The organism is Bacterioplanoides pacificum (assembly GCF_042648445.1).
GTDB lineage: Bacteria > Pseudomonadota > Gammaproteobacteria > Pseudomonadales > Oceanobacteraceae > Bacterioplanoides > Bacterioplanoides pacificum.
In genome coordinates this window covers 184,997-205,622 of sequence record NZ_JBHRYB010000003.1, presented here as the reverse complement: position 1 = coordinate 205,622, position 20,626 = coordinate 184,997, and the positions used below count along the sequence as shown (strand labels likewise).

General features: G+C 54.0%; 17 protein-coding genes. 8 read left to right on the top strand and 9 right to left on the bottom strand.

The annotated features are described in order from the left end of the window. Nucleotides 1-89: 89 nt before the first annotated feature. Together ACFOMG_RS04290 and ACFOMG_RS04285 are read right to left on the bottom strand one after the other, a co-directional pair. Nucleotides 90-740, bottom strand: coding sequence for a sensor histidine kinase (locus tag ACFOMG_RS04290; protein ID WP_376864986.1), 651 nt, complete (start codon nt 738-740; stop codon nt 90-92). Continuing rightward, on the bottom strand, nt 737-2,374 hold the full coding sequence (locus ACFOMG_RS04285) for a response regulator (RefSeq protein ID WP_376864985.1): 1,638 nt from the start codon (nt 2,372-2,374) through the stop codon (nt 737-739). The genes ACFOMG_RS04290 and ACFOMG_RS04285 overlap by 4 nt, the downstream gene beginning before the upstream one ends. Nucleotides 2,375-2,471: 97 nt before the next feature. On the opposite strand from ACFOMG_RS04285, the gene ACFOMG_RS04280 reads away from it, so the two are divergent. Continuing rightward, the gene (locus ACFOMG_RS04280) at nt 2,472-3,443 is read left to right on the top strand and encodes a lysophospholipid acyltransferase family protein (RefSeq protein ID WP_376864984.1); all 972 of its coding nucleotides are present in this window, start codon (nt 2,472-2,474) and stop codon (nt 3,441-3,443) included. 132 nt (nt 3,444-3,575) lie between these two features. On the opposite strand, the gene ACFOMG_RS04275 is transcribed toward ACFOMG_RS04280, so the two are convergent. The 5 genes from ACFOMG_RS04275 to def all read right to left on the bottom strand — a co-directional run bounded on the left by ACFOMG_RS04275 (nt 3,576) and on the right by def (nt 9,474). After that, nucleotides 3,576-5,024, bottom strand: a complete 1,449-nt coding sequence (locus ACFOMG_RS04275; protein ID WP_376864983.1) for a TrkH family potassium uptake protein — start codon at nt 5,022-5,024, stop codon at nt 3,576-3,578. Continuing rightward, a complete protein-coding gene (gene trkA / locus ACFOMG_RS04270) occupies nt 5,024-6,397 on the bottom strand; it encodes a Trk system potassium transporter TrkA (protein ID WP_376864982.1) in 1,374 nt (457 codons plus the stop codon). The genes ACFOMG_RS04275 and trkA overlap by 1 nt, the downstream gene beginning before the upstream one ends. A gap of 225 nt (nt 6,398-6,622) precedes the next feature. After that, nucleotides 6,623-7,999: a 16S rRNA (cytosine(967)-C(5))-methyltransferase RsmB gene (gene rsmB, locus ACFOMG_RS04265; RefSeq protein WP_376864981.1), complete on the bottom strand. Its 1,377-nt coding sequence runs from the start codon at nt 7,997-7,999 to the stop codon at nt 6,623-6,625. Next, the gene (gene fmt, locus ACFOMG_RS04260) at nt 7,996-8,946 is read right to left on the bottom strand and encodes a methionyl-tRNA formyltransferase (protein ID WP_376864980.1); all 951 of its coding nucleotides are present in this window, start codon (nt 8,944-8,946) and stop codon (nt 7,996-7,998) included. Before fmt ends, rsmB begins: the two co-directional genes overlap by 4 nt. A 12-nt stretch (nt 8,947-8,958) precedes the next feature. Next, on the bottom strand, nt 8,959-9,474 hold the full coding sequence (def, locus tag ACFOMG_RS04255) for a peptide deformylase (RefSeq protein ID WP_376864979.1): 516 nt from the start codon (nt 9,472-9,474) through the stop codon (nt 8,959-8,961). 119 nt (nt 9,475-9,593) lie between these two features. Here def and ACFOMG_RS04250 point away from each other — a divergent pair, with 119 nt between their 5' ends. The 5 genes from ACFOMG_RS04250 (at nt 9,594) to aroE (ending at nt 14,270) form a co-directional block, all read left to right on the top strand. Continuing rightward, nucleotides 9,594-10,649 carry a LysM peptidoglycan-binding domain-containing protein gene (locus tag ACFOMG_RS04250; RefSeq protein ID WP_376864978.1) on the top strand — a complete coding sequence of 352 codons (1,056 nt, stop codon included), beginning with the start codon at nt 9,594-9,596 and terminating at the stop codon, nt 10,647-10,649. A 33-nt stretch (nt 10,650-10,682) separates the two neighbouring features. Continuing rightward, the gene (dprA, locus tag ACFOMG_RS04245; protein WP_376864977.1) at nt 10,683-11,813 is read left to right on the top strand and encodes a DNA-processing protein DprA; all 1,131 of its coding nucleotides are present in this window, start codon (nt 10,683-10,685) and stop codon (nt 11,811-11,813) included. A 94-nt stretch (nt 11,814-11,907) separates the two neighbouring features. Next, nucleotides 11,908-12,471 (top strand): L-threonylcarbamoyladenylate synthase, encoded by a 564-nt coding sequence (locus ACFOMG_RS04240; protein WP_376864976.1) that lies wholly within the window; start codon nt 11,908-11,910, stop codon nt 12,469-12,471. A 9-nt stretch (nt 12,472-12,480) separates the two neighbouring features. After that, nucleotides 12,481-13,431, top strand: coding sequence for an oxygen-dependent coproporphyrinogen oxidase (gene hemF, locus ACFOMG_RS04235; protein ID WP_376864975.1), 951 nt, complete (start codon nt 12,481-12,483; stop codon nt 13,429-13,431). Nucleotides 13,432-13,445: 14 nt separating this feature from the next. Next, complete coding sequence (gene aroE / locus ACFOMG_RS04230; protein ID WP_376864974.1) at nt 13,446-14,270, top strand: shikimate dehydrogenase; 825 nt, start codon at nt 13,446-13,448, stop codon at nt 14,268-14,270. A 422-nt stretch (nt 14,271-14,692) separates the two neighbouring features. Here the strand turns inward: aroE and glnA are convergent, their stop codons facing one another. Next, complete coding sequence (glnA, locus tag ACFOMG_RS04225; RefSeq protein ID WP_376864973.1) at nt 14,693-16,099, bottom strand: glutamate--ammonia ligase; 1,407 nt, start codon at nt 16,097-16,099, stop codon at nt 14,693-14,695. Nucleotides 16,100-16,517: 418 nt separating this feature from the next. Here glnA and typA point away from each other — a divergent pair, with 418 nt between their 5' ends. Together typA and ACFOMG_RS04215 are read left to right on the top strand one after the other, a co-directional pair. Continuing rightward, on the top strand, nt 16,518-18,326 hold the full coding sequence (gene typA / locus ACFOMG_RS04220) for a translational GTPase TypA (protein ID WP_376864972.1): 1,809 nt from the start codon (nt 16,518-16,520) through the stop codon (nt 18,324-18,326). Nucleotides 18,327-18,457: 131 nt separating this feature from the next. Further along, complete coding sequence (locus ACFOMG_RS04215) at nt 18,458-19,213, top strand: substrate-binding periplasmic protein (RefSeq protein ID WP_376864971.1); 756 nt, start codon at nt 18,458-18,460, stop codon at nt 19,211-19,213. 79 nt (nt 19,214-19,292) lie between these two features. On the opposite strand, the gene ACFOMG_RS04210 is transcribed toward ACFOMG_RS04215, so the two are convergent. Then, nucleotides 19,293-20,555 carry a malic enzyme-like NAD(P)-binding protein gene (locus tag ACFOMG_RS04210; protein ID WP_376864970.1) on the bottom strand — a complete coding sequence of 421 codons (1,263 nt, stop codon included), beginning with the start codon at nt 20,553-20,555 and terminating at the stop codon, nt 19,293-19,295. Between the last annotated feature and the right edge of the window lie 71 nt (nt 20,556-20,626).

Here is a 20,626-nt window from a genome sequence, read left to right as displayed (position 1 = left end):
GAAAAACGAAAGGCGGGGATTATAGCCTTATCTGGCCCGGCCTCATAGGGCTGGCAGCGGGCCGCTGGCACAGTGCAGCGGTGTCGTAGTCAGGGTAAATACAGTTTTACCTGAGCGCCGCCGATCTGCTGGTTCATCAGCTTGCGGTTGCCGATGGTGACGGAACCACAGCGCTGATGTTGCTGGTGGTGTTGTGCGATCAGTTCAACAAAATACAGTCCCAGGCCACCCGGACCGGCTTTGGTGGTTTCGGCTTCGCCGCTGAGGATGTCGTCAGCAAAGCCGGGGCCGTTATCGTTCACTTCCAGTAACAGCTGGTCACCACTGTCGTCGGCGCTGATTTTGATTTCGGTGGCGCCGGCCTGGGCGCTGTTGGTGATCAGGGTAACCAGTGCCAGTTGCACCAGGGTTTCGCTGTAAAACCCCTGGCAGTCGTCGCTGGCCAGGTTATGAAAACGTATGGTCGGGAACTGCAGGCTGGTGGCTTCGATGGCGTCGCTGATGGTGTCTTTGGGCCAGGCGTCGTCCATCGGGAAACGGCCGTCTTCGTGAAAGCGATATAGGGTGATCAGCTGCAGTGAATCATTTTTCAGGCGATTAGTGCGTTGCAGTATCGGCCACAGCTCCTGATGGTATTGTGCCGGAATACGGCTCAGCGCATCCTGCTCAAAATCCAGCAGGGATTGCAGCTGGTTTTTCAGGTCGTGTACCACCGCCGCCAGCAGTTGCTCAAATTTCATATGCCCGCAGCCCGTTTCATGCGTGAATAACTTTGCCGCAGGCGGTTGTAGCGCTCAAATCTTTCATCGCTGTCACCCACCGGACCGATACGTTTAAACAACAGATAACAGTCTTTCAGTTGTGCCACGTCCACCTGAGTGTCTTCCATAAAACTGATTTTTGCCTGAATGGCATTGAGCAACACGCTGACCCCGGCTTCGTCGTAGCTGGTGGCGTTGTCGAAGGCTTCAATGGCTTCAACAAATAAACCTTTTTCATAGGCGGCGACCCCGCGGCTGTTCAGCTCTGCGGTGTATTCCCGGATGGCTACCTGATTCAGGCTGTTTTCCAGTGTGGTCAGCTGCTGACTGGCGGCTTCGTCCAGCCCGGCTTTTTTCAGCGTTTGCAGCAGTTGTTTGGCTTTTACGTGCTGGCCGGTGTCGATATAGGCTTCGGTCATCTGCAATTGTTGACTGACCTGGGGTGTTTCTATCTGGGCTAGCAATTCTTCCGCCCGTTTGGCCGACTGACGGGCGCCATCTTCATTGGCGGTTTGCAGGTGGGTTTTGCCCTCGACGATGCTGGTTTCAAACATCACATCACTCTGGCCTGCGTAATCCTGACGCAGTTCCTCAATAGCACGGAAGGCTTTATCAACCCGGTTACGGTTGTTACGGCTGGCCTCCGGAGTAACCCCGTGTTGTACCGCATTGACAAACTGCAGGTAGTTATCGGACGTTTTGTAACAGGAGTTACGGCCCAGCCGAATGGCCTGTTCAAAGGCGCTTTCGGCAACGGCATAGTCCTGGTTCTGTAATGCCAGCTGGCCCAGCTCCATCTGCCGTAATACCGCTTTGGGGGAAATTTCCACCGCTTGTTGGAGCTGTTGTTGCGCTTCTTCCGCTTTCCCCTGAGACAGCAGAATGCGCGCGCGCCAGTCATAACACTGGACGTACAACGGGTGTTTCAGCAGATTCTGCTCCAGTAACGCCAGCGCACTGAGGGAGTCACCGAGGTAATGCATACAAATCGCCTGACCCAGCCGCGCCCAGGCGACGGAACGCTGATTCAGCAGGCGGGAATACACACCGATGGCATCCTGATAACGTTGGGCGTTGATATACAGCTTGCCGAGAATCCGGGTGATGGGCAGCTGTAATTTCGGCTGCGCCTCGAGCAGTTGTTCGGCCAGTGTAATGGCCTGCTGTTGTTCTCCGGCATCCAGCGCCTGGTTGACGGCTGCCAGTTGTTCTTTGATGCTGAAGATACGCGTCAGCCGCTCACGCAACATGTTCAGGGTGAAGGGTTTGGTGATGTAAGCATCGGGTTCATATTCCAGTGCGCCCATCACCATATCGACGGCATTTTCGCCGGTAACCAGAATAAATAACGAGCTGGCATTCAGGCTTTTGCTGTAGCGGGCTTCTTCCAGAATCTGCTGGCCGTCTTTGCCTTTGCCGAGGTTGTAATCGGAAAACACGATGTCGTAATGACGTTCGTTCAGCAGCTCAGAGGCTTCCCGGCCATCGGTGGCGGTATCGATGTCCTGGGCACCCAAAACGGTGATCATCTTCTTCAGCGAACTGCGCGCTTCCACCAGATCATCAACAATAAGAATGCGCTTGTGTTTGAGGGTATTTTCCAGATCGATCATAAGGCACCTGAGATGTGTCTGTAGAGTTTAGCAAAGCCGGGCAAAAGCGCTGCCTGCTTAGCGCTTTCTGCCGGCCTGTCCGCGCTGGCAATGATGTTTGCACTTGCGTGCCCGGCCGCAGGCCGTAAACTGCGGCGAGAAAAAAGAACTGAGGTGTGTTGTGAAAACAGTGTTAGGTTATCTGGCGATTGGTCTGATTAAGTTGCTCGGCAAGGTGTCGTTGTCACGGGCGCAGAATCTTGGTGCCCGCATTGGCAAGCTGTTACTGGCGCGTCGTACCCGCAGTCGTGAGGTGGCACGGGTGAATCTGGAGCTGGTGTACCCGCAAAAAACAGCGCAGCAACGCGAACAGCTACTGCGTGACACGCTGATTGAAAATGGCAAAACCATGGCCGAAACCGGGCCGATGTGGGGCTACCAGCCTCAGCAAACTGTGGGGCTGATTCGTCAGGTCCATGGCGAAGCGCTGTATGATGAGCTGATGCAATACGACGGCGGTAAGATTCTGCTGGCTCCTCATCTGGGTAACTGGGAAATCATCAATAACTACGTTGCCAAGCGTCAGCACGACATCACGATCATGTATCGCCCTGCGAAAATGCCGAGCTTTAATAACTGGATGGTCAGTCGCCGGGAAGCGATTGGTTGTAAACTGGTGCCGACTACCCGTGCCGGCGTCATGGGGCTGTTCAAGACATTAAAAGATGGTCAGCTGGTGGGTTTTCTGCCCGACCAGGAACCACGTCGCCCCAGCGGTGTGTTTGCCGATTTTATGGGACATCCGACGCTGACGCCGAAACTGCCGCATGAGATGCTGAAAAAAACCGGTGCCAAAGCCATTTATGCTTTTGCCCGGCGTTTGCCGGATGCCGCAGGCTTTGACCTGTACTTTTTGCCAGCTGATGACGAGCTATATTCCGACGATGCCGAAGTCTCGGCGGCGTCCATGAACCGTGGGATTGCGCAGTGCATCGAGATTTGTCCGGAGCAATACCAGTGGACCTATAAACGCTTTAAGCGCCAGCCTGAAGGCATGCCAAACCCTTACAAGGCGGCCAAGGTACCGTAACTGAGGGGGGCGCGCTGGGTATAAAAAAACCGGGCAGTTGCCCGGTTTTTTGTTACCTGGTTGTTTGTTGGCTGATCGCATGACCGGAACGCCATCGGTGTCAGCGGTCTGAGCGTCAATAGTGTCCGAACGTCAGCTGCGCCAGAATGCCGGGCTGACCAGTACCAGCAACGTGAAAATCTCAAGCCGTCCCAACAGCATCGTCAGCGACAAAATCCACTTGGCGGTATCGCTGATATTGCCATAGTGGCTAGCGACTTCACCCAATCCGGGGCCGAGATTGTTTAAGCAGGCACCAACGGCGGAGAAAGCCGTTACATGGTCCAGGCCGGTAGCCAGCAGCGCCAGCATCATGACCATGTAGGTCAGTACATACACGGCAAAAAAGCCCCACACCGCTTCCAGCACCCGCTCGGACACCGGGCGCTTGCCGACCTTTACCGGAATGATGGCGTTGGGATGGATCAGACGATGAATCTCGCGGATGCCCTGTTTGTAGATCAGCATGATACGGATGACCTTCATGCCGCCGCCGGTTGAGCCAGCACAACCACCAATAAATGCCATCATAAACAGCAGCACCGGCAGAAACACTGGCCACAAAGAGAAGTCCGCGGTACTGAACCCGGTAGTCGTAGCGACAGTCACCAGCTCGAAAATACCGTAGCGGACTGACTCCTGCCAACTGTAGGTGTTGGTCAGATAGAGCGCCGGAATGGTCAGCAGGATGCCGCCACCGATGACCATGAAAAAGAATTTCAGTTCGGAATCGCGGATAAAATGAGCCAGGCTCCGATTGCGCCAGGCGTAAAAATGAAGGCCGAAATTCAGCGATGACACCAGCATAAAGAACACGGCAATCATCTCAATAGCGGCACTGTCAAAGTAACCCAGTGAGGCATCGTGGGTAGAGAACCCGCCGATAGCGACGGTGGAAAAACTATGGCCAATGGCATCAAACACCGACATACCGGCCAGCCAATAACCGACAGCACAAGCGATGGTTAACATCAGGTAGATGTACCACAACGCTTTGGCGGTTTCGGTGATTCTGGGTGTCAGTTTGGAGTCTTTCATCGGCCCGGGAATCTCGGCCCGGAACAGCTGCATCCCACCAATGCCCAACATTGGCAGTACCGCGACCGCCAGAACAATAATGCCCATACCACCCAGCCATTGCAGCTGCTGGCGATACCAGAGAATGGATTGTGGCAAATGGTCCAGGCCGGTCATGACCGTCGCCCCGGTGGTCGTCCAGCCAGACAGGGATTCAAAAAAAGCATCGGTGAAGCTCAGGCCCGGGTTCTCCGCCAGCATAAACGGAAAAGTGCCGGAGAAGGCCAGTACCAACCAAAACAAGACAGTGATGATAAAACCATCGCGAGTGCGTAATTCATGACGCACATGACGCACAGGTAGCCAACTGATAAAACCGATGCCAAATGTCAGCAGCAGAGCGGAAGCAAATGCCTGGGTGGCGCCATCGGCATACCACATAGAAACCAGCAACGGCGGCAGAGTGGTCAGGCTGAACAGCATCAGCAGAATGCCTAACACTCTGGCGATCACATTAAAATGCATCAGAAGAACCCTAACCCCACCTGGAACAGACGCTCAACATCGGGAATATGACGCTTGTCCATCACAAACAGGATGACGTGATCATTCGATTCGACCACCAGTTTCGAGGTCGCCATAATCACTTCATCGCCACGCACGATCGCTCCGATGGTGGTCGCGGGCGGCAGCGGGATGTCGTGAATCGGACGACCCACGACTTTTGAGGAACTACTGTCTCCATGAGCAATGGCTTCGATCGCCTCAGCAGCGCCACGACGTAACGAATGTACGTTAACCACATCACCGCGCCGCACATGGGTAAGCAATGAACCAATGGTGGCCTGTTGTGGTGATATCGCCACATCGATCATGCCACCCTGAACCAGATCGACATAGGCCGATTTGTTAATCAGGGTCATGACCTTACGCGCGCCGGAGCGTTTGGCCAGTAACGACGACATAATATTGACTTCATCGTCGTTGGTCAGAGCGCAGAACACGTCGGTGTTTTCGATGTTTTCTTCTTCCAGCAGAGCCTTGTCGGTGGCTGATCCCATCAATACCACGGTACGGCTGAGGTTTTCGCTGAGGAACTGAGCGCGCTCTTTGTTGTATTCGATCAGTTTGACCTGATAATCCTTTTCCAGCTGTTTCGCCAGCCGGAAGCCAATATTACCGCCACCGGCGATGATAATACGCTTATAGGAATCTTCGGCGCGGCGCAGCTCGCTCATTACCCGTTTGATGTGGTGTTTGGCGGCGACAAAAAATACTTCGTCGTCGGCTTCCACGACGGTCGAACCGGTTGGTTCAATCGCCTGGCCGCGGCGGAAAATTGCTGCCACCCGGGCATTGGTATCCGGCAGGTGGGTTTTTAGTGTTTTGACATCCTGACCCACCAGCGGCCCGCCGTAATAGGCTTTTACCGCCACCAGCTGCACTTTTTTATCGGCAAAATCGAGTACCTGTAGCGCCCCCGGGTACTGCAACAGGCGGCTGATGTAGTTGGTGACCACTTTTTCCGGTGAAATTAACACATCGATCGGGAAGGCGTCGTTGCGGAACAGGTCGGCCTGTTTCAGGTAGGCGGCAGAGCGGATACGGGAAATTTTGGTGGGGGTGCGGAACAAGGTGTACGCCACCTGACAGGCCACCATATTGGTTTCGTCAGAGTTGGTAACCGCCACCAGCATATCCGCGTCATCGGCTCCGGCATCGGCCATGATCTGGGGATAAGAGCCGCGGCCTTTCACTGTTTTGATATCGATGCGATCCTGCAGTTCACGTAACCGGGCGGCATCGGTATCAATCACGGTAATATCGTTTTGCTCATTGGCCAGGTTCTCGGCAAGCGTACCGCCAACCTGGCCTGCGCCTAAGATAATAATTTTCATAAAGCACATCCCTGTGCTTTACCCTGACGGGCAGCCTGCGGCTGTGCAAAACAGCTATCCTGCTGTTTTGTCATAAAGTCACGTTTCCCAGCGTCAACCCTATGGGCAGCCTGCGGCTGTGCAAAACAGCTATCCTGCTGTTTTGTCATAAAGTCACGTTCCCCAGCATCAACCCTATGGGCAGCCTGCGGCTGTGCAAAACAGCTATCCTGCGAGTGTTCGGTGCTAGTCAGCATTGCACTCTTTACCTTTAATCAACAACGCATAAAAGAAACCATCGTGGCCATTCTCCTGCGGGAACAGCTGCCGCCCGGCATTACAGGCCACTCCCCAGCTATTGTCCAGCGTCTGCAGCTGAATATTCTGCCCTTGCTCAAGTTTTTGCCGGATAAAGTTTTCAATCTGGTCGTTATTTTCCTGGGGTAGTACTGAGCAGGTGGCGTACAACAGGCGGCCACCGGGTTTTAACAGTTCCCAGGCGCGTTCCAGTAAGCGCGCCTGAACATCCGCCAGCTGCTGAATATCACCACGCCGGCGCAACAGTTTGATGTCCGGGTGACGGCGGATCACCCCGGTAGCCGAGCAGGGGGCATCAAGCAGAATGGCGTCGAATAATTCCCCCTGCCACCAGTCGTCCGGTTCCGCCATATCGCCACAGGCAACACTGGCTGATAGCCCTGAGCTGCTGGAAAACAGACCCAGACGCTCGAGATTTTCTTCCACCCGCTCCAGCCGCGTGGCATCGATATCCAGGGCAGTAACGTCGCAGTCGGCGCTTTCCAGTATGGCGCAGGTTTTACCGCCGGGAGCGGCACAGGCGTCGAGAATTTTATCGCCGGGTTGTGCGGCCAGAATAACAGAGGCGAGTTGCGCAGCTTCGTCCTGGACGCTGATGTCGCCGTCGTCAAAACCGGGTAATTGCGTGACATCACAGGAATCGCTGAGGTAAATAGCAAACGGTGCAAAATCCGCCGCCCGGGCATCAATGCCGGCCTGCTGCAGCCGTTGCAGGTATTCGTCACGGCTGCCATGGCGCTGATTAACCCGCAGACATAACGGTGGCCGCTGATTATTTTGTGTGAAAATCGACAGCCATTGTTCCGGCCAGGCTTTTTGCATCATTTTCATCAGCCATTTGGGGTGGCTGGTGGCGGTTACCGGATTGTCGGCCAGCGGTGCGGTCAGGCTTTCGTATTCCCGGCCATAACGGCGCAGACAGGCATTCACCACCGATTTGGCGTAGCCTTTGCCCATCTCATCACAGACATCCACCGTGGCATGCACCGCCGCGTGAGGTGCTTTTTTCTGGATTTCCAGCTGATACAGGCCAACGATCAGCAGCGCGTGCAGATCCTGATCTTCGTCGGCAAAGGCGGTTTTTAACAACATTTTGGCGATGGCATTCAGGCGCTGGTAATAACGGCAACTGCCGAGTGCCATATCGCGCAGAAAGCCACGGTCGTCTTCTGCCACCCGGGCTTCCAGTGGTGGTAGCGCCTGATTCAGTGATTGCCCCAGCATCACCTGATGCAATGCCTGACTGGCGGCATAGCGGGCTGTGAGTGGCTGGCTGCTGGCCCGGCCGTACAATGAAGCGCTCACAAGGATGCCGCCAGGACGTAGTTCGGCTGGAATAATTCCGGCTGACCGTTAATTACATCGGCTACGGCCATGGCCTTTTTACCGGCCAGCTGAATTTGCTGCAGGCGCAATATCCCCTCGTGACAGGCGACATCAATCCCTGCGGCGCTGACCTGAGCAATGGTGCCAGGCTGCAGCTGAGTGACCTGATCGATGGCACTGGCCTTTAACACCCGGATACGCTCGTTGCCTAACAGGGTAAAGGCCACCGGAAAGGGGTTAAATGCCCGGACTCTGAGTGCCAGCTGTGCGGCCGGTAATGACCAGTCGAGCAAGGCTTCTTCTTTCTTCAGCTTATGGGCGTAGTTGGCTAATGCATCGTTCTGGATTTCCGGCTGCAGGGTGCCGGCTTCCAGTTGTGCCAGGGTGGTGAGCAACGACGCCGGGCCCATGTCAGCCAGCCGGTCGTGCAGGCTGCCGCCGGTATCATCGTTGCTGATGCCGGTTTCGACCTTGTGCAACATATCACCGGTATCCAGTCCGGCGTCCATCTGCATAATGGTGATGCCAGTTACTTTATCGCCGGCTTCAATACAGCGCTGAATCGGCGCCGCTCCGCGCCAGCGCGGTAATAACGAGGCATGGACGTTAAGGCAGCCATATTTGGGTGCATCCAGTACCGCCTGTGGTAATAACAGGCCATAGGCCACCACAATCATGACGTCGGCTTCCAGTGCCTGCAGCTGTTCAACCTCTGCCACCGCTTTAAAGTTGAGTGGCTGGTAGACGTCGATGCCATGTTCCAGTGCCAGTTGTTTTACCGGACTGGGCTGCAGCTTTTTGCCGCGTCCTGCCGGTCGGTCGGGCTGGCTGTAAACCCCTACGACCTGATGTTCACTGTCGATCAGGGCGCGCAGGTGAACGGCGGCGAATTCCGGGGTACCGGCAAAAACGATGCGTAATGACATGGGGCTTCCTGATTACTGGCGGCGGGCTTCGAGTTTGTGTTTTTTATCGAGCTTATCTTTGATGCGCTTACGCTTCAGCGGTGAGATGTAATCAACCATCAGTTTGCCTTCCAGGTGGTCGACCTCGTGCTGAATGCAGACCGCTAACAGGCCACGACATTCCATCTCAAACTCATTGCCATCACGGTCCAGTGCTTTCACCAGGCAATGTTCGATACGGGTGACTTCTTCGTAGAAGCCCGGTACTGACAAACATCCTTCCTGCATGCTTTCCGGATCACCTTCTAGTACGGTGATTTCCGGGTTGATAAACACCAGAGGTTCACTTTTGTCTTCTGACACATCGATGGTGATGATGCGCTCGTGAATATTTACCTGCGTCGCTGCCAGGCCAATGCCCGGGGCGTCGTACATAGTGTCGAACATATCGTCGATGATCTGCCGTACGCGGTCGTCCACTTGCGCCACTGGTTGGGCGACGGTACGTAAACGCTGGTCCGGATATTCTAAAATTGGGAGTAAAGCCATAAAAATTCTGTACTATTTGAATCGCTGAAGTTATAGAACTGGTTCTAGATAATAATGGCCTTCACTTGCTACACTGCGGTTTACAAGTCGCCAACGGCTAATGATAAAGGGAATACAGGATGAGCAAAACCTTCAAGCGCCTTCTCCTTTGCGGATTAGCAGCGTTTTCTGCTGCAACAACGGCTCTGGAAGTTAAATCGGGTGCTCCGGAACGTTATGTGGTTCAGGAAGGTGATACCTTGTGGGACATTGCAGAGCGTTATGCCGATGACGCCTGGCAATGGCCGGAAATCTGGTATCAGAACAATCAGATCGAAAATCCGCACCTGATTTTCCCGGGTGATGAGATTGGTCTGGTCAACATTGACGGTGAAACCAAAGCGACGGTTGTCAAGCGTGGTGCGGCCAGCCGTACGGTCAAGCTGTCGCCGGGCGTGGTGAAAATGCAGCCGGTTGCCCGGGTGGAACCGATTGAATCCGCCATTCCGGCAATTCCGCTGGATGCCATTCGTGGTTTCCTGCGCGAACACCGGGTGGTCGACAGCGACGTGTTACGTAAAGCACCGCGTATTTTATCCGGTACCGATAACCGCATCCTGATGGGGGCCGGTAATAAGGTGTACGCCCGTGGTGATTTCAGTGAAGAGCCTGCGGCCGCTTATGGCGTGTTCCGTCAGAGCCAGGTCTACCGTGATCCGGAAACCAAAGAAGTGCTGGGTCTGGAAGCGCTGGATATCGGCCTGGCGCGGGTGCTGGAGATCGATGACGAAATCATGACCCTCAATCTGGAGCGCACCAATCAGCAGGTAGCCGTGGGCGACCGTCTGTTACCAACCGAAGATCGTGAGCTGATCGCCCGTTATTACCCTAAGCCACCGGCTGAGGATATTCGTGGCCAGATCCTGGCCGTATCCGGAGGTGTCAGCCAGGTTGGCCAATACGATGTGGTGGTGCTGAATCGCGGTGAACGGGATCAGCTGGAACCGGGCGCCGTACTGGTGATCGAAAAAGCCGGTAATGTGATCTACGACCGGGTGGCGGGCGAAAAAGTCCGGTTACCGAATACCCGTGCCGGTACCCTGATGGTGTTCCGTACCTTCGATAAATTGTCTTACGCACTGGTGATGCGTGCTACCAGCCCGCTGCGTGTCGGCGATCAGTTTGTTACGCCGTAACAACTTAATCTGCACCAGCCAGGAGGGCTGCTGATGATGCTCAGGGAAGAGCTGCTGAAAGCCTGGTGGAAGTTAGCTAATTTGCCCGGGGTCGGGCGGGTAACGCTTAATGAAATCCGCCAGCAATTATCCCATCCTAATGATCTGCTGCAGTGCTCCGTCGAGCAGCTGGTGGCACTCGGCCTGAAACCACAAGCGGCGCAACGCTGGAAAACCGATAACACCCTGCTGCAGGGCTTTGATGTGGTGCAGAACTGGTGCCGTTTTAAAGGTTATGGCGTGTTACTGGCCGGGGTGGATCCCTATCCCGCGGCACTGGCAACATTACGCGATGCGCCGATCCTTCTGTATTACCACGGCGATATCAATTGTCTGAATAAGCCGATGGTGGCCATGGTTGGCAGCCGTAACCCCACGGATTACGGCGCCCGCTGGGCGCAACAAACGGCGCAGGAACTGGCTGAAGCCGGCGTCACTGTGGTCAGTGGTCTGGCGATTGGTATCGACGGTTTTGTTCATCAGGGGGCGATTGCTGCTGGCAGCACTATTGCGGTGATGGGCAGTGGCCCGGACGTGATTTATCCTCAGCGTCATCTGGGGCTGGCACAGATGGTGACCCAGCAGGGTCTGTTATTGTCGGAATTTGCCCCGGGAACAGCAGCGCAGTCACGCCAGTTTCCGTCTCGTAACCGCATTATCAGTGGTCTGAGTCTGGCGACCGTAGTGGTGGAAGCAGCTATCAAGAGTGGCTCGTTAATCACTGCCCATCAGGCAGCAGAGCAGGGGCGCGAAGTGTTTGCTCTGCCTGGTCTGGTGAATAATCCGGTCAGCCAGGGCTGTCATCAGCTGATTCGCGACGGTGCTTATCTGGTACAAAGCGCAGATGACATTCTGACCGAACTGGGACTCAGGGGAGCTCCTCAGGGGATTCAGGACAGTCTTGATTTTGGCGCTCCGGCTGAGGAGAACAAACAGCCATCATCGGCGCTGAAAGTGCCGCCCTTGCCACCGCTGGTGACTCATATCGACTTTTCTGCCACCAGTGCGGATCTGATTGCGATTCGCAGCGGACTGGCAATGGAACAGTTATTACCCGGGCTGATGGAACTGGAACTGGCCGGCTGGATCACTCAGCTGCCGGGTGGTTACCAGCGGTTAAAATAACCGCATGCGCTGTGGGCTTGTCGGAATTCTGTGCATGGGTTAGTGTTCCCGCTTCCCTCTTATTATTGTCCGTTTTTTAAACACCGAGAATATTTTGAATACCTGGCATTTACAGCAGGCGCGCCGTTGCGTCGAACAGGGCGGCGTTATCGCTTACCCGACCGAAGCGGTTTGGGGGTTGGGCTGTGACCCGACCAACGAGGATGCAATACAACGTATCCTGGCGATTAAACAACGGCCGTGGCAAAAAGGCATGTTAGTGGTCGCGGCGTCACTCGATCAGCTGGACGACTACCTGCTGCCTCTGTCTGCCGAAGATTTCCGGCAACTGGATGCCACCTGGCCCGGGCCGGTGACCTGGGTGTTGCCGTGTGAACAGCATGTGCCGCCACTGTTACGTGGTGAGCACCAGACCCTGGCGGTGCGTATCAGTGCGCACCCGCTGGTGAAAGCCTTATGTGAAGTGGCAGGCCCGCTGGTATCAACCTCGGCCAATCCGGCCGGACACGAGCCGGCGCGTTCGCTGGTGCAGTTACGGCAATACTTCAGCCCGGCAAGCGGCCATAGCCACAGCCCGGACTTTATTTTGCCGGGCCAGCTCGGCGATCAGAAACAACCTTCAGAAATACGCACCCTGGATGGCCAGCGGCTGCGTTAAGGAATCAAGATGAGTCAATCTAACAGCGTCGATGTTGCGGCGGTTAAAGCGTATTTACTGGATCTGCAGGATCGCATCTGTGCCGCTCTGGAGGCTCAGGATGGCGCAGCCACTTTTGTTGAAGATGCCTGGGAACGTGATCCGAACGACAGTTCGCTGGCGTTAACCGGCGGTGGCCGTACCCGGGTGATTGCCAATGGTGCGGTGATTGAGAAAGGTGGTGTGAACTTTTCTCACGTTCAGGGCCCGGAGTTGCCGGCATCGGCGACCGCCAGTCGGCCGGAACTGGCTGGTCGCAGCTTTCAGGCACTGGGGGTTTCGCTGGTGATTCATCCGGGTAATCCGATGGTGCCAACCTCACACGCCAATGTACGTTTGTTTGTTGCAGAAAAAGACGGCGAAGAGCCGGTGTGGTGGATGGGTGGCGGTTTTGATTTGACGCCGTTTTATCCTTACGAGGAGGACGTGATTCACTGGCATCAGACCGCCAAAGACCTGTGTGCACCGTTTGGTGATGAGGTCTTCCCGAGTTACAAAAAGTGGTGCGACGATTATTTCTTCCTCAAGCACCGTAATGAAACCCGCGGGGTTGGCGGGTTGTTCTTCGATGATCTGAACAGCTGGGATGGCGAACTGAATTTCGATAAAAGTTTTGCCTTTATGCAGGCTGTGGGCGATGGCTATATCGATGCTTATGTGCCGATTGTGGCGCGGCGCAAGGACGAAACCTACGGCGAGCGTGAACGTAAATTTCAGCTTTATCGTCGTGGGCGTTATGTGGAATTTAATCTGGTATTCGACCGCGGCACCATTTTTGGTTTGCAGACCGGTGGTCGTACTGAGTCCATTCTGATGTCGCTGCCGCCCGTAGCACACTGGGATTACGACTGGCAGCCACAGCCGGGGTCGCCGGAAGCCCGGTTATACGATGAATTTTTACCACACAAAGACTGGGTTTAATAAGGCGGACTCGCATGACCGATTTATACGCCGTGATGGGCAATCCGATAGGCCACAGTAAATCACCTCAGATTCATACCGCATTTGCCAAAATTACTGATCAGGAGATGCTGTACTCAGCCATCCTGGTGCCGTTAGATGGATTTGATACGGCAGTGGATGACTTCTTTCGTCGCGGTGGCAAAGGCCTGAATATCACTGTGCCGTTTAAAGAAAATGCCTGGCGTTATGCCGATCAGTTCAGTGCCCGTGCGCAGCGTGCTCAGGCGGTGAATACGCTGATGAAGTTGCAGGACGGCAGCATACTGGCCGATAACACCGACGGTGTAGGCATGGTGCGCGATATTGTGGTGAATCAGAAGGTTGCTATCGAAGGTAAACGCGTTCTGATTCTTGGTGCTGGTGGAGCAGTTCGTGGGGTATTGCAGCCGCTGCTGGAACAGAAGCCAGCCAATGTTACTCTGGCCAACCGTACCGTCAGCAAAGCCGAAGCCTTAGCCCGGGATTTTGCCGATCTGGGCGAAATCGCAGCCTGTGGTTTTGCTGACGTGTGTGGCGAGTTTGATCTGATTATTAACGGTACCTCTGCCAGTCTGGCGGGTGAGTTGCCTCCGATCCCTGCCTCCTGTGTCACTGCGGAAACCGTCAGTTACGACATGATGTACAGCAACGAAACGACCGTGTTTAACCAGTGGGCGCTGGATCAGGGTGCGCTGAAAACCATTGATGGTTTAGGCATGCTGGTGGAACAGGCGGCAGAAGCCTTTTTATTATGGCGCGACGTGCGGCCCGACACGGAAGGTGTGATGAATGCCATCCGGGAAGATTGTCGAAGGTAAGAGCTATCGCGCTCAGTTAACGCGGCGATTTTATTGAGTTGCTCTATCGTTTGTTCTTCCAGGCGAAGAGATACACCTTTTGCAGCCATTATTCTGTCTCCGGCAGGTCTGTATTACGATTGCGGGTTAAGTCCAGCACTGGGAGTTTCCATATATTGCCCTGAAATGGTGCAATCTCTATTGTGGGAGCGGACCCTGTCCGCGATAGGCTGTACGCCCGTGTGTCGCGGACAGGGTCCGCTCCTACAGCTATATCGTTAAAGAACAGAATGACAGCCACAAAAAAGGCCGCTTTCGCGACCTTCTTTGTGCCGTAAGCGTGAGCTTACAGGCTGTAGTACATGTCGAACTCTTCTGGGCCGAATTGGATGTGTGTGCCGAGAAGCACACACTGGCCCGGAAGAACTCTGCTGTAAGTAACCTTACAGGCTGTAGTACATGTCGAACTCTTCTGGGTGAGTCGTGTGCTCTACGCGGTACACGTCTTCCATTTTCAGTTCAACGTAAGCGTCGATCATGTCTTTGGTGAACACGCCACCTTCAACCAGGAAGTCGCTGTCTGCTTGCAGGGATTCCAGCGCTTCACGCAGGCTGCCGGCAACCTGAGGAATCGCTGCTGCTTCTTCTGCTGGCAGGTCGTACAGGTCTTTATCCGCTGCATCACCAGGGTGGATTTTGTTTTTAATACCGTCGATACCTGCCATCAGCATGGCAGCGAATGCCAGGTATGGGTTTGCCATCGGATCAGGGAAACGTGCTTCAACACGCTTACCTTTAGGCGAAGCAACGTATGGGATACGGATAGAAGCCGAACGGTTACGGGCAGAGTATGCCAGCATTACCGGTGCTTCGAAGCCCGGGATCAGACGCTTGTACGAGTTGGTTGACGGGTTAGTGAAAGCATTCAGCGCTTTCGCGTGTTTGATGATACCGCCAATGTAGTACAGTGCCATTTCGCTCAGGCCTGCATAGCCGTCACCAGCGAATTGGTTCTCGCCGTCTTTCCAGAAAGACTGGTGAACGTGCATGCCGGAACCGTTATCGCCAACCACTGGCTTAGGCATAAAGGTTGCGGTTTTGCCGTAAGCGGCTGCGACGTTGTGGACGATGTATTTCATCATCTGTACTTCGTCCGCTTTTTTAACCAGGGTGTTGAACTTAACACCGATTTCGTTCTGACCGGCGTTGGCCACTTCGTGGTGGTGAACTTCTACGTCCAGACCAATCGCTTCCATGGTGTTACACATAGCCGCACGGATGTCGTGGTGGCTGTCTACTGGTGGAACCGGGAAGTAACCGCCTTTAACGCGAGGACGGTGACCCAGGTTACCGCCATCCATCACGGCTTCGTTGTTCCAGGCACCTTCGTCAGAGTTGATTTTGTAGAAACAACCCGACATGTCCGCGCCCCAGCGAACGTCGTCAAACAGGAAGAATTCTGGCTCAGGACCGAAGAAAGCGGTGTCGCCCAGGCCGGTGGACTTCAGGAATTCTTCAGCGCGCTTGGCAACAGAACGTGGGTCACGCTCGTAACCTTGCATGGTCGCTGGTTCGATGATGTCACAACGCAGGATCAGAGTGGCATCTTCAGTGAAAGGATCCAGGTAAGGAGTGCTGTCGTCTGGCATCAGGATCATGTCGGATTCGTTAATGCCTTTCCAGCCAGCGATGGAGGAACCATCAAACATCTGACCGGTTTCGAAGAATTCTTCGTCGACGTAACGAGCAGGGATAGAAACGTGCTGCTCTTTACCTTTGGTATCGGTGAAACGCAGGTCAACCCAGCGTACATCGTTTTCTTTGATCAAGTTCAGAGTGTTCTCTGACATCTTCATTTCTCCAGATGCTGGTTCAATTTGATACGAGGCTGCTGCCCCGGCAGTTATGCTTAATTTCGATAAATCTACAGGAGCAATTAGTGTGCCACTCAATAAAAGCGCTGAAATCGCACAGAATCAGGGCTTTATTGAATGTTGCGCAAATAAACTGCACCAAATTTAAACATTGCGCCGTTGGTGTGAACCAATATGGTGCAAACTGCAGATGAGGGCAGTAATTTCCCGTAATCGCCTGCACATTATAGGTTCACGCTCTGTTTTCGTATATGGATAAAAGCCAGGATATTCCGGGAAAAAGACAGTGTAGTAGGCCGGGGAACTCGGGTATAATCGCGCCTCATTTTTTATGGTGTTGATGCCTGACGATAGCGCAGCACCGCCCTCATTCTATTTAAGAAAGGCCCGTGCTGTGATCGAAAATCTCAGAAATATCGCCATCATTGCCCACGTTGACCATGGTAAAACCACACTGGTAGACAAGCTGCTGGAGCAATCCGGTACGCTGGATCGTAACCAGGGTGGCGAACGAGTTATGGACTCGAACGACCAGGAAAAAGAACGTGGTATTACCATTCTGGCGAAGAACACCGCCATTAAGTGGAACGACTATCGTATCAACATCGTAGACACCCCTGGACACGCCGACTTCGGTGGTGAGGTTGAGCGGGTGATGTCGATGGTGGATTCTGTATGTCTGCTGGTCGATGCGGTAGACGGCCCTATGCCTCAGACCCGCTTTGTCACTCAGAAAGCGTTCGAGCGTGGCCTGCGCCCAATCGTTGTAATCAACAAAATCGACCGTCCGGGCGCACGCCCTGACTGGGTCATGGACGAAATCTTCGATCTGTTTGACCGCCTGGGTGCGACAGATGAGCAGCTCGACTTCCCGGTGATTTACGCCTCTGCGCTGAATGGTATTGCCGGTGATGATCCGGACAATATGGCTGAAGATATGTCGCCGCTGTTCCAGATGATTGTGGATCATGTTGAAGCGCCTAAAGTCGAAGTGGATGGCCCCTTCCAGATGCAGGTGTCGGCGCTCGATTACGACAGTTTTGTTGGTGTTATCGGTGTTGGCCGTATTACCCGCGGTAAACTGAAGCCAGGTACGGATATCCAGCTGATCACCGCTGAAGGCAATACCCGTAAAGGCCGTATTCAGCAGGTGAAAGGTTTCCACGGCCTGAACCGTGTTGACGTGGCCGAAGCGGCCGCCGGTGACATCGTTTGTATTTCCGGTATCGACGGTCTGAACATCTCTGACACTCTGTGTGAGCCAAACAATGTGGAAGCATTGCCACCGCTGAGCGTTGATGAGCCAACGGTTTCCATGACCTTCCAGGTGAACGACTCACCGTTCGCCGGTAAAGAAGGTAAATACGTCACCTCGCGTAATATCAAAGACCGTCTGGATCAGGAGCTGATCCACAACGTGGCGTTGCGGGTTGAACAGGGTGACAGTCCGGAGAAATTTAAAGTTTCCGGTCGTGGTGAACTGCACTTGTCGGTACTGATTGAAACCATGCGTCGTGAAGGTTTCGAGATGGCGATTGGTAAGCCGGAAGTGGTCCAGAAAGAAGTCGACGGTGAGTTGCAGGAGCCGTACGAGCAGGTGGTGATCGATATCGAAGACGAACACCAGGGTTCAGTGATGGAAGAGATGGGTAACCGTCGTGCCGAAATGACCAACATGGTTCCGGATGGCAAAGGCCGTACCCGCCTTGAATTCATTATGCCGGCTCGTGGCCTGATTGGTTTCCGTAACCAGTTTATGACCATGACTTCCGGCTCCGGTATTCTGACCAACGTCTTTGATCATTATGGTCCGGTACAAACCGGCCTGGGCTCCACCCGTCATAATGGTGTACTGGTGTCTATGGTCGCCGGTAAAGTGCTGGGTTATGCGTTGTTCACGCTGCAGGATCGTGGTCGGTTATTCGTTGAGCCGGCAGTTGAGGTTTACGAAGGCATGATTGTCGGTCTGCACTCGCGTGATAACGACCTGGTGGTGAATCCAACCAAAGCCAAGCAGCTGACCAACGTTCGTGCCTCAGGTACCGACGAAGCGATCAACCTGACACCGCCGGTGCGTCATACGCTGGAGCAGGCGCTGGAATTTATCGAAGATGATGAGCTGGTTGAAGTGACACCAGAAAGCATTCGTCTGCGTAAGAAGCTGCTGAAAGAAAACGAACGTAAGCGTGCGAAGAGCAAATAAGCGACCGTTTGTCTGAAAAAGCCCTGACGGCCTGGTCGTCAGGGCTTTTTTATTGCCCGGAATAAGACCGTGGCGAACGGGCAGTGAATTCCTCGTCTAGGATAACAGGGGGATATTCTGGAGATGCATTTATGATCCGGCTTTTGTTATTGCTGGTCTGGCCATTAACCCTGCTGGCGGATCAAACCATTACCCTGGGTTCGGGTATATCCATGCCACCGTATGTGATCGCCGACAAAGACCGGGGAATCGTAGTGGATGTTTTCCGCGCGGCGTTGGCGGAAGAAAATATTCAGGTGGTATTACGCTATGGTGACAATGACAAAGTGTTGCAGGCGTTTATGGATAAAAGTGTGGATGCTGTGTTTGTTGGCAAGGCGGAACAATTTCCAGCGGCGTATTTCTCCGCTCTGCCACTGATCGTTTTTCATAATCAGGCGATTACCTTACGCGCCGACAATTACACCATCGACACGGTTGAGGCTCTGCAGCCATACCGGTTGGGCGCCTTCCGGCTGGCGACAAAACTGATGCCGGAACCTTATCCGGAGGTGGCAGCGGCCATTACGGATTATCGCGAATACACGCTGCAGGTTGAGCAGGTACAGGATTTGTTCCGGCGTGAGCGTCAGGTATTGGTGATGGATCGCACCATCTTCCGTTATTTTCTCAGCCAGCTGCGGCGGCAAAACCCAGCCAGTGAGTTGTATCGCCAGGAACAGCAATATCACGATATTTTCGCACGCTCACAGTATTACGCGGTGTTTCATAGTGAGATGTTACGCGACAGCTTTGATCGTGGCTTCCAGAAAATCCGTGATAACGGTCGTTATGAACGTATCCTGACGGTGTATCAGGCGTTATTGTCAGATTATTTATTCCGCTGATCAGGCATAAAAAAACCGCGTCGTTACCTGAGTAACGCGCGGTTTTCTGAAGTCGGCGGTAACGCCGGACGCTTATCGCTTAGATATCATCCAGAGACTTCAGTGGGTAGTTCGCAGGCAGAGGGCCAGCAGCTACACCGGTATCGATCGCTGCCTGAGCAACGGCAGTCGATACTGCACCCAGCAGGCGGGAATCGGTGGCTTTCGGGATGATGTACTCTTTACCGAATGCCATAGAGTCAACGCCGTAAGCGTCCAGAACTTCCTGAGTAACCGGTTCTTTCGCCAGGTTAGCCAGTGCTTTGGCTGCGGCCAGTTTCATTTCTTCGTTGATGCGCTTGGCACGTACGTCCAGAGCACCACGGAAAATGAACGGGAAGCCTAATACGTTGTTCACCTGGTTCGGGAAGTCAGAACGACCTGTCGCCATGATGGCATCCGGGCGTACTTCCTTAACGATTTCAGGCATGATTTCCGGAACCGGGTTAGCGCAGGCAAAGACGATGGCGTTGTCAGCCATGGTTGCGATTTGTTCGCCGGTAACCATGTTCGGGCCAGACAGACCCAGGAAGATGTCGGCACCGTTCAGAGCGTCATCAACAGTACGTTTGTCAGTATCCACTGCGAACGCCTGCTTGTATTGGTTCAGGTCTTCACGGCCTGAGTGGATCACGCCTTTACGGTCACACATAAAGATGTTCTGTGGGTTCATGCCTGCCAGGATCAGCAGTTTAGAACATGAGATCGCGGCAGCGCCGGCACCCAGAACAGCCATTTTGGCGTCTTCGATTTTCTTGCCCTGAATTTCCAGCGCGTTCAGAACACCGGCAACGGTTACGATTGCAGTACCGTGCTGGTCATCGTGGAATACCGGAATATCACACTGCTCGATCAGAGTGCGTTCAATTTCAAAACACTCTGGTGCTTTGATGTCTTCCAGGTTGATACCACCAAAAGTGATAGCGATGCGACGTACGGTGTCGATGAAAGCCTGTGGGCTTTCAGATTCAACTTCCAGGTCGATGGAGTCAACGCCCGCGAAACGTTTGAACAGCAGAGATTTACCTTCCATAACCGGCTTGGATGCCAGCGGACCCAGATCACCCAGACCCAGAATCGCAGTACCGTCAGAGATAACCGCTACCAGGTTACCTTTAGAGGTGTATTTGTAAGCGTTCTCAGGATCGGCTGCAATTTCTTTTACCGGCTCAGCAACACCCGGGCTGTAAGCCAGAGACAGGTCGCGAGAGGAGTTAGCAGGCTTGGTCAGCTCAACACTGATTTTACCTGGCTTTGGATTCGCGTGGTAATCGAGAGCAGCTTGTTTAAAATCTTCTGACATAGTACTCGTCCAGTCTTGTCGCGTTGTAAAAAACCCTGTGTGTATCTTCCATCCAGTCGACACTCAGAGTT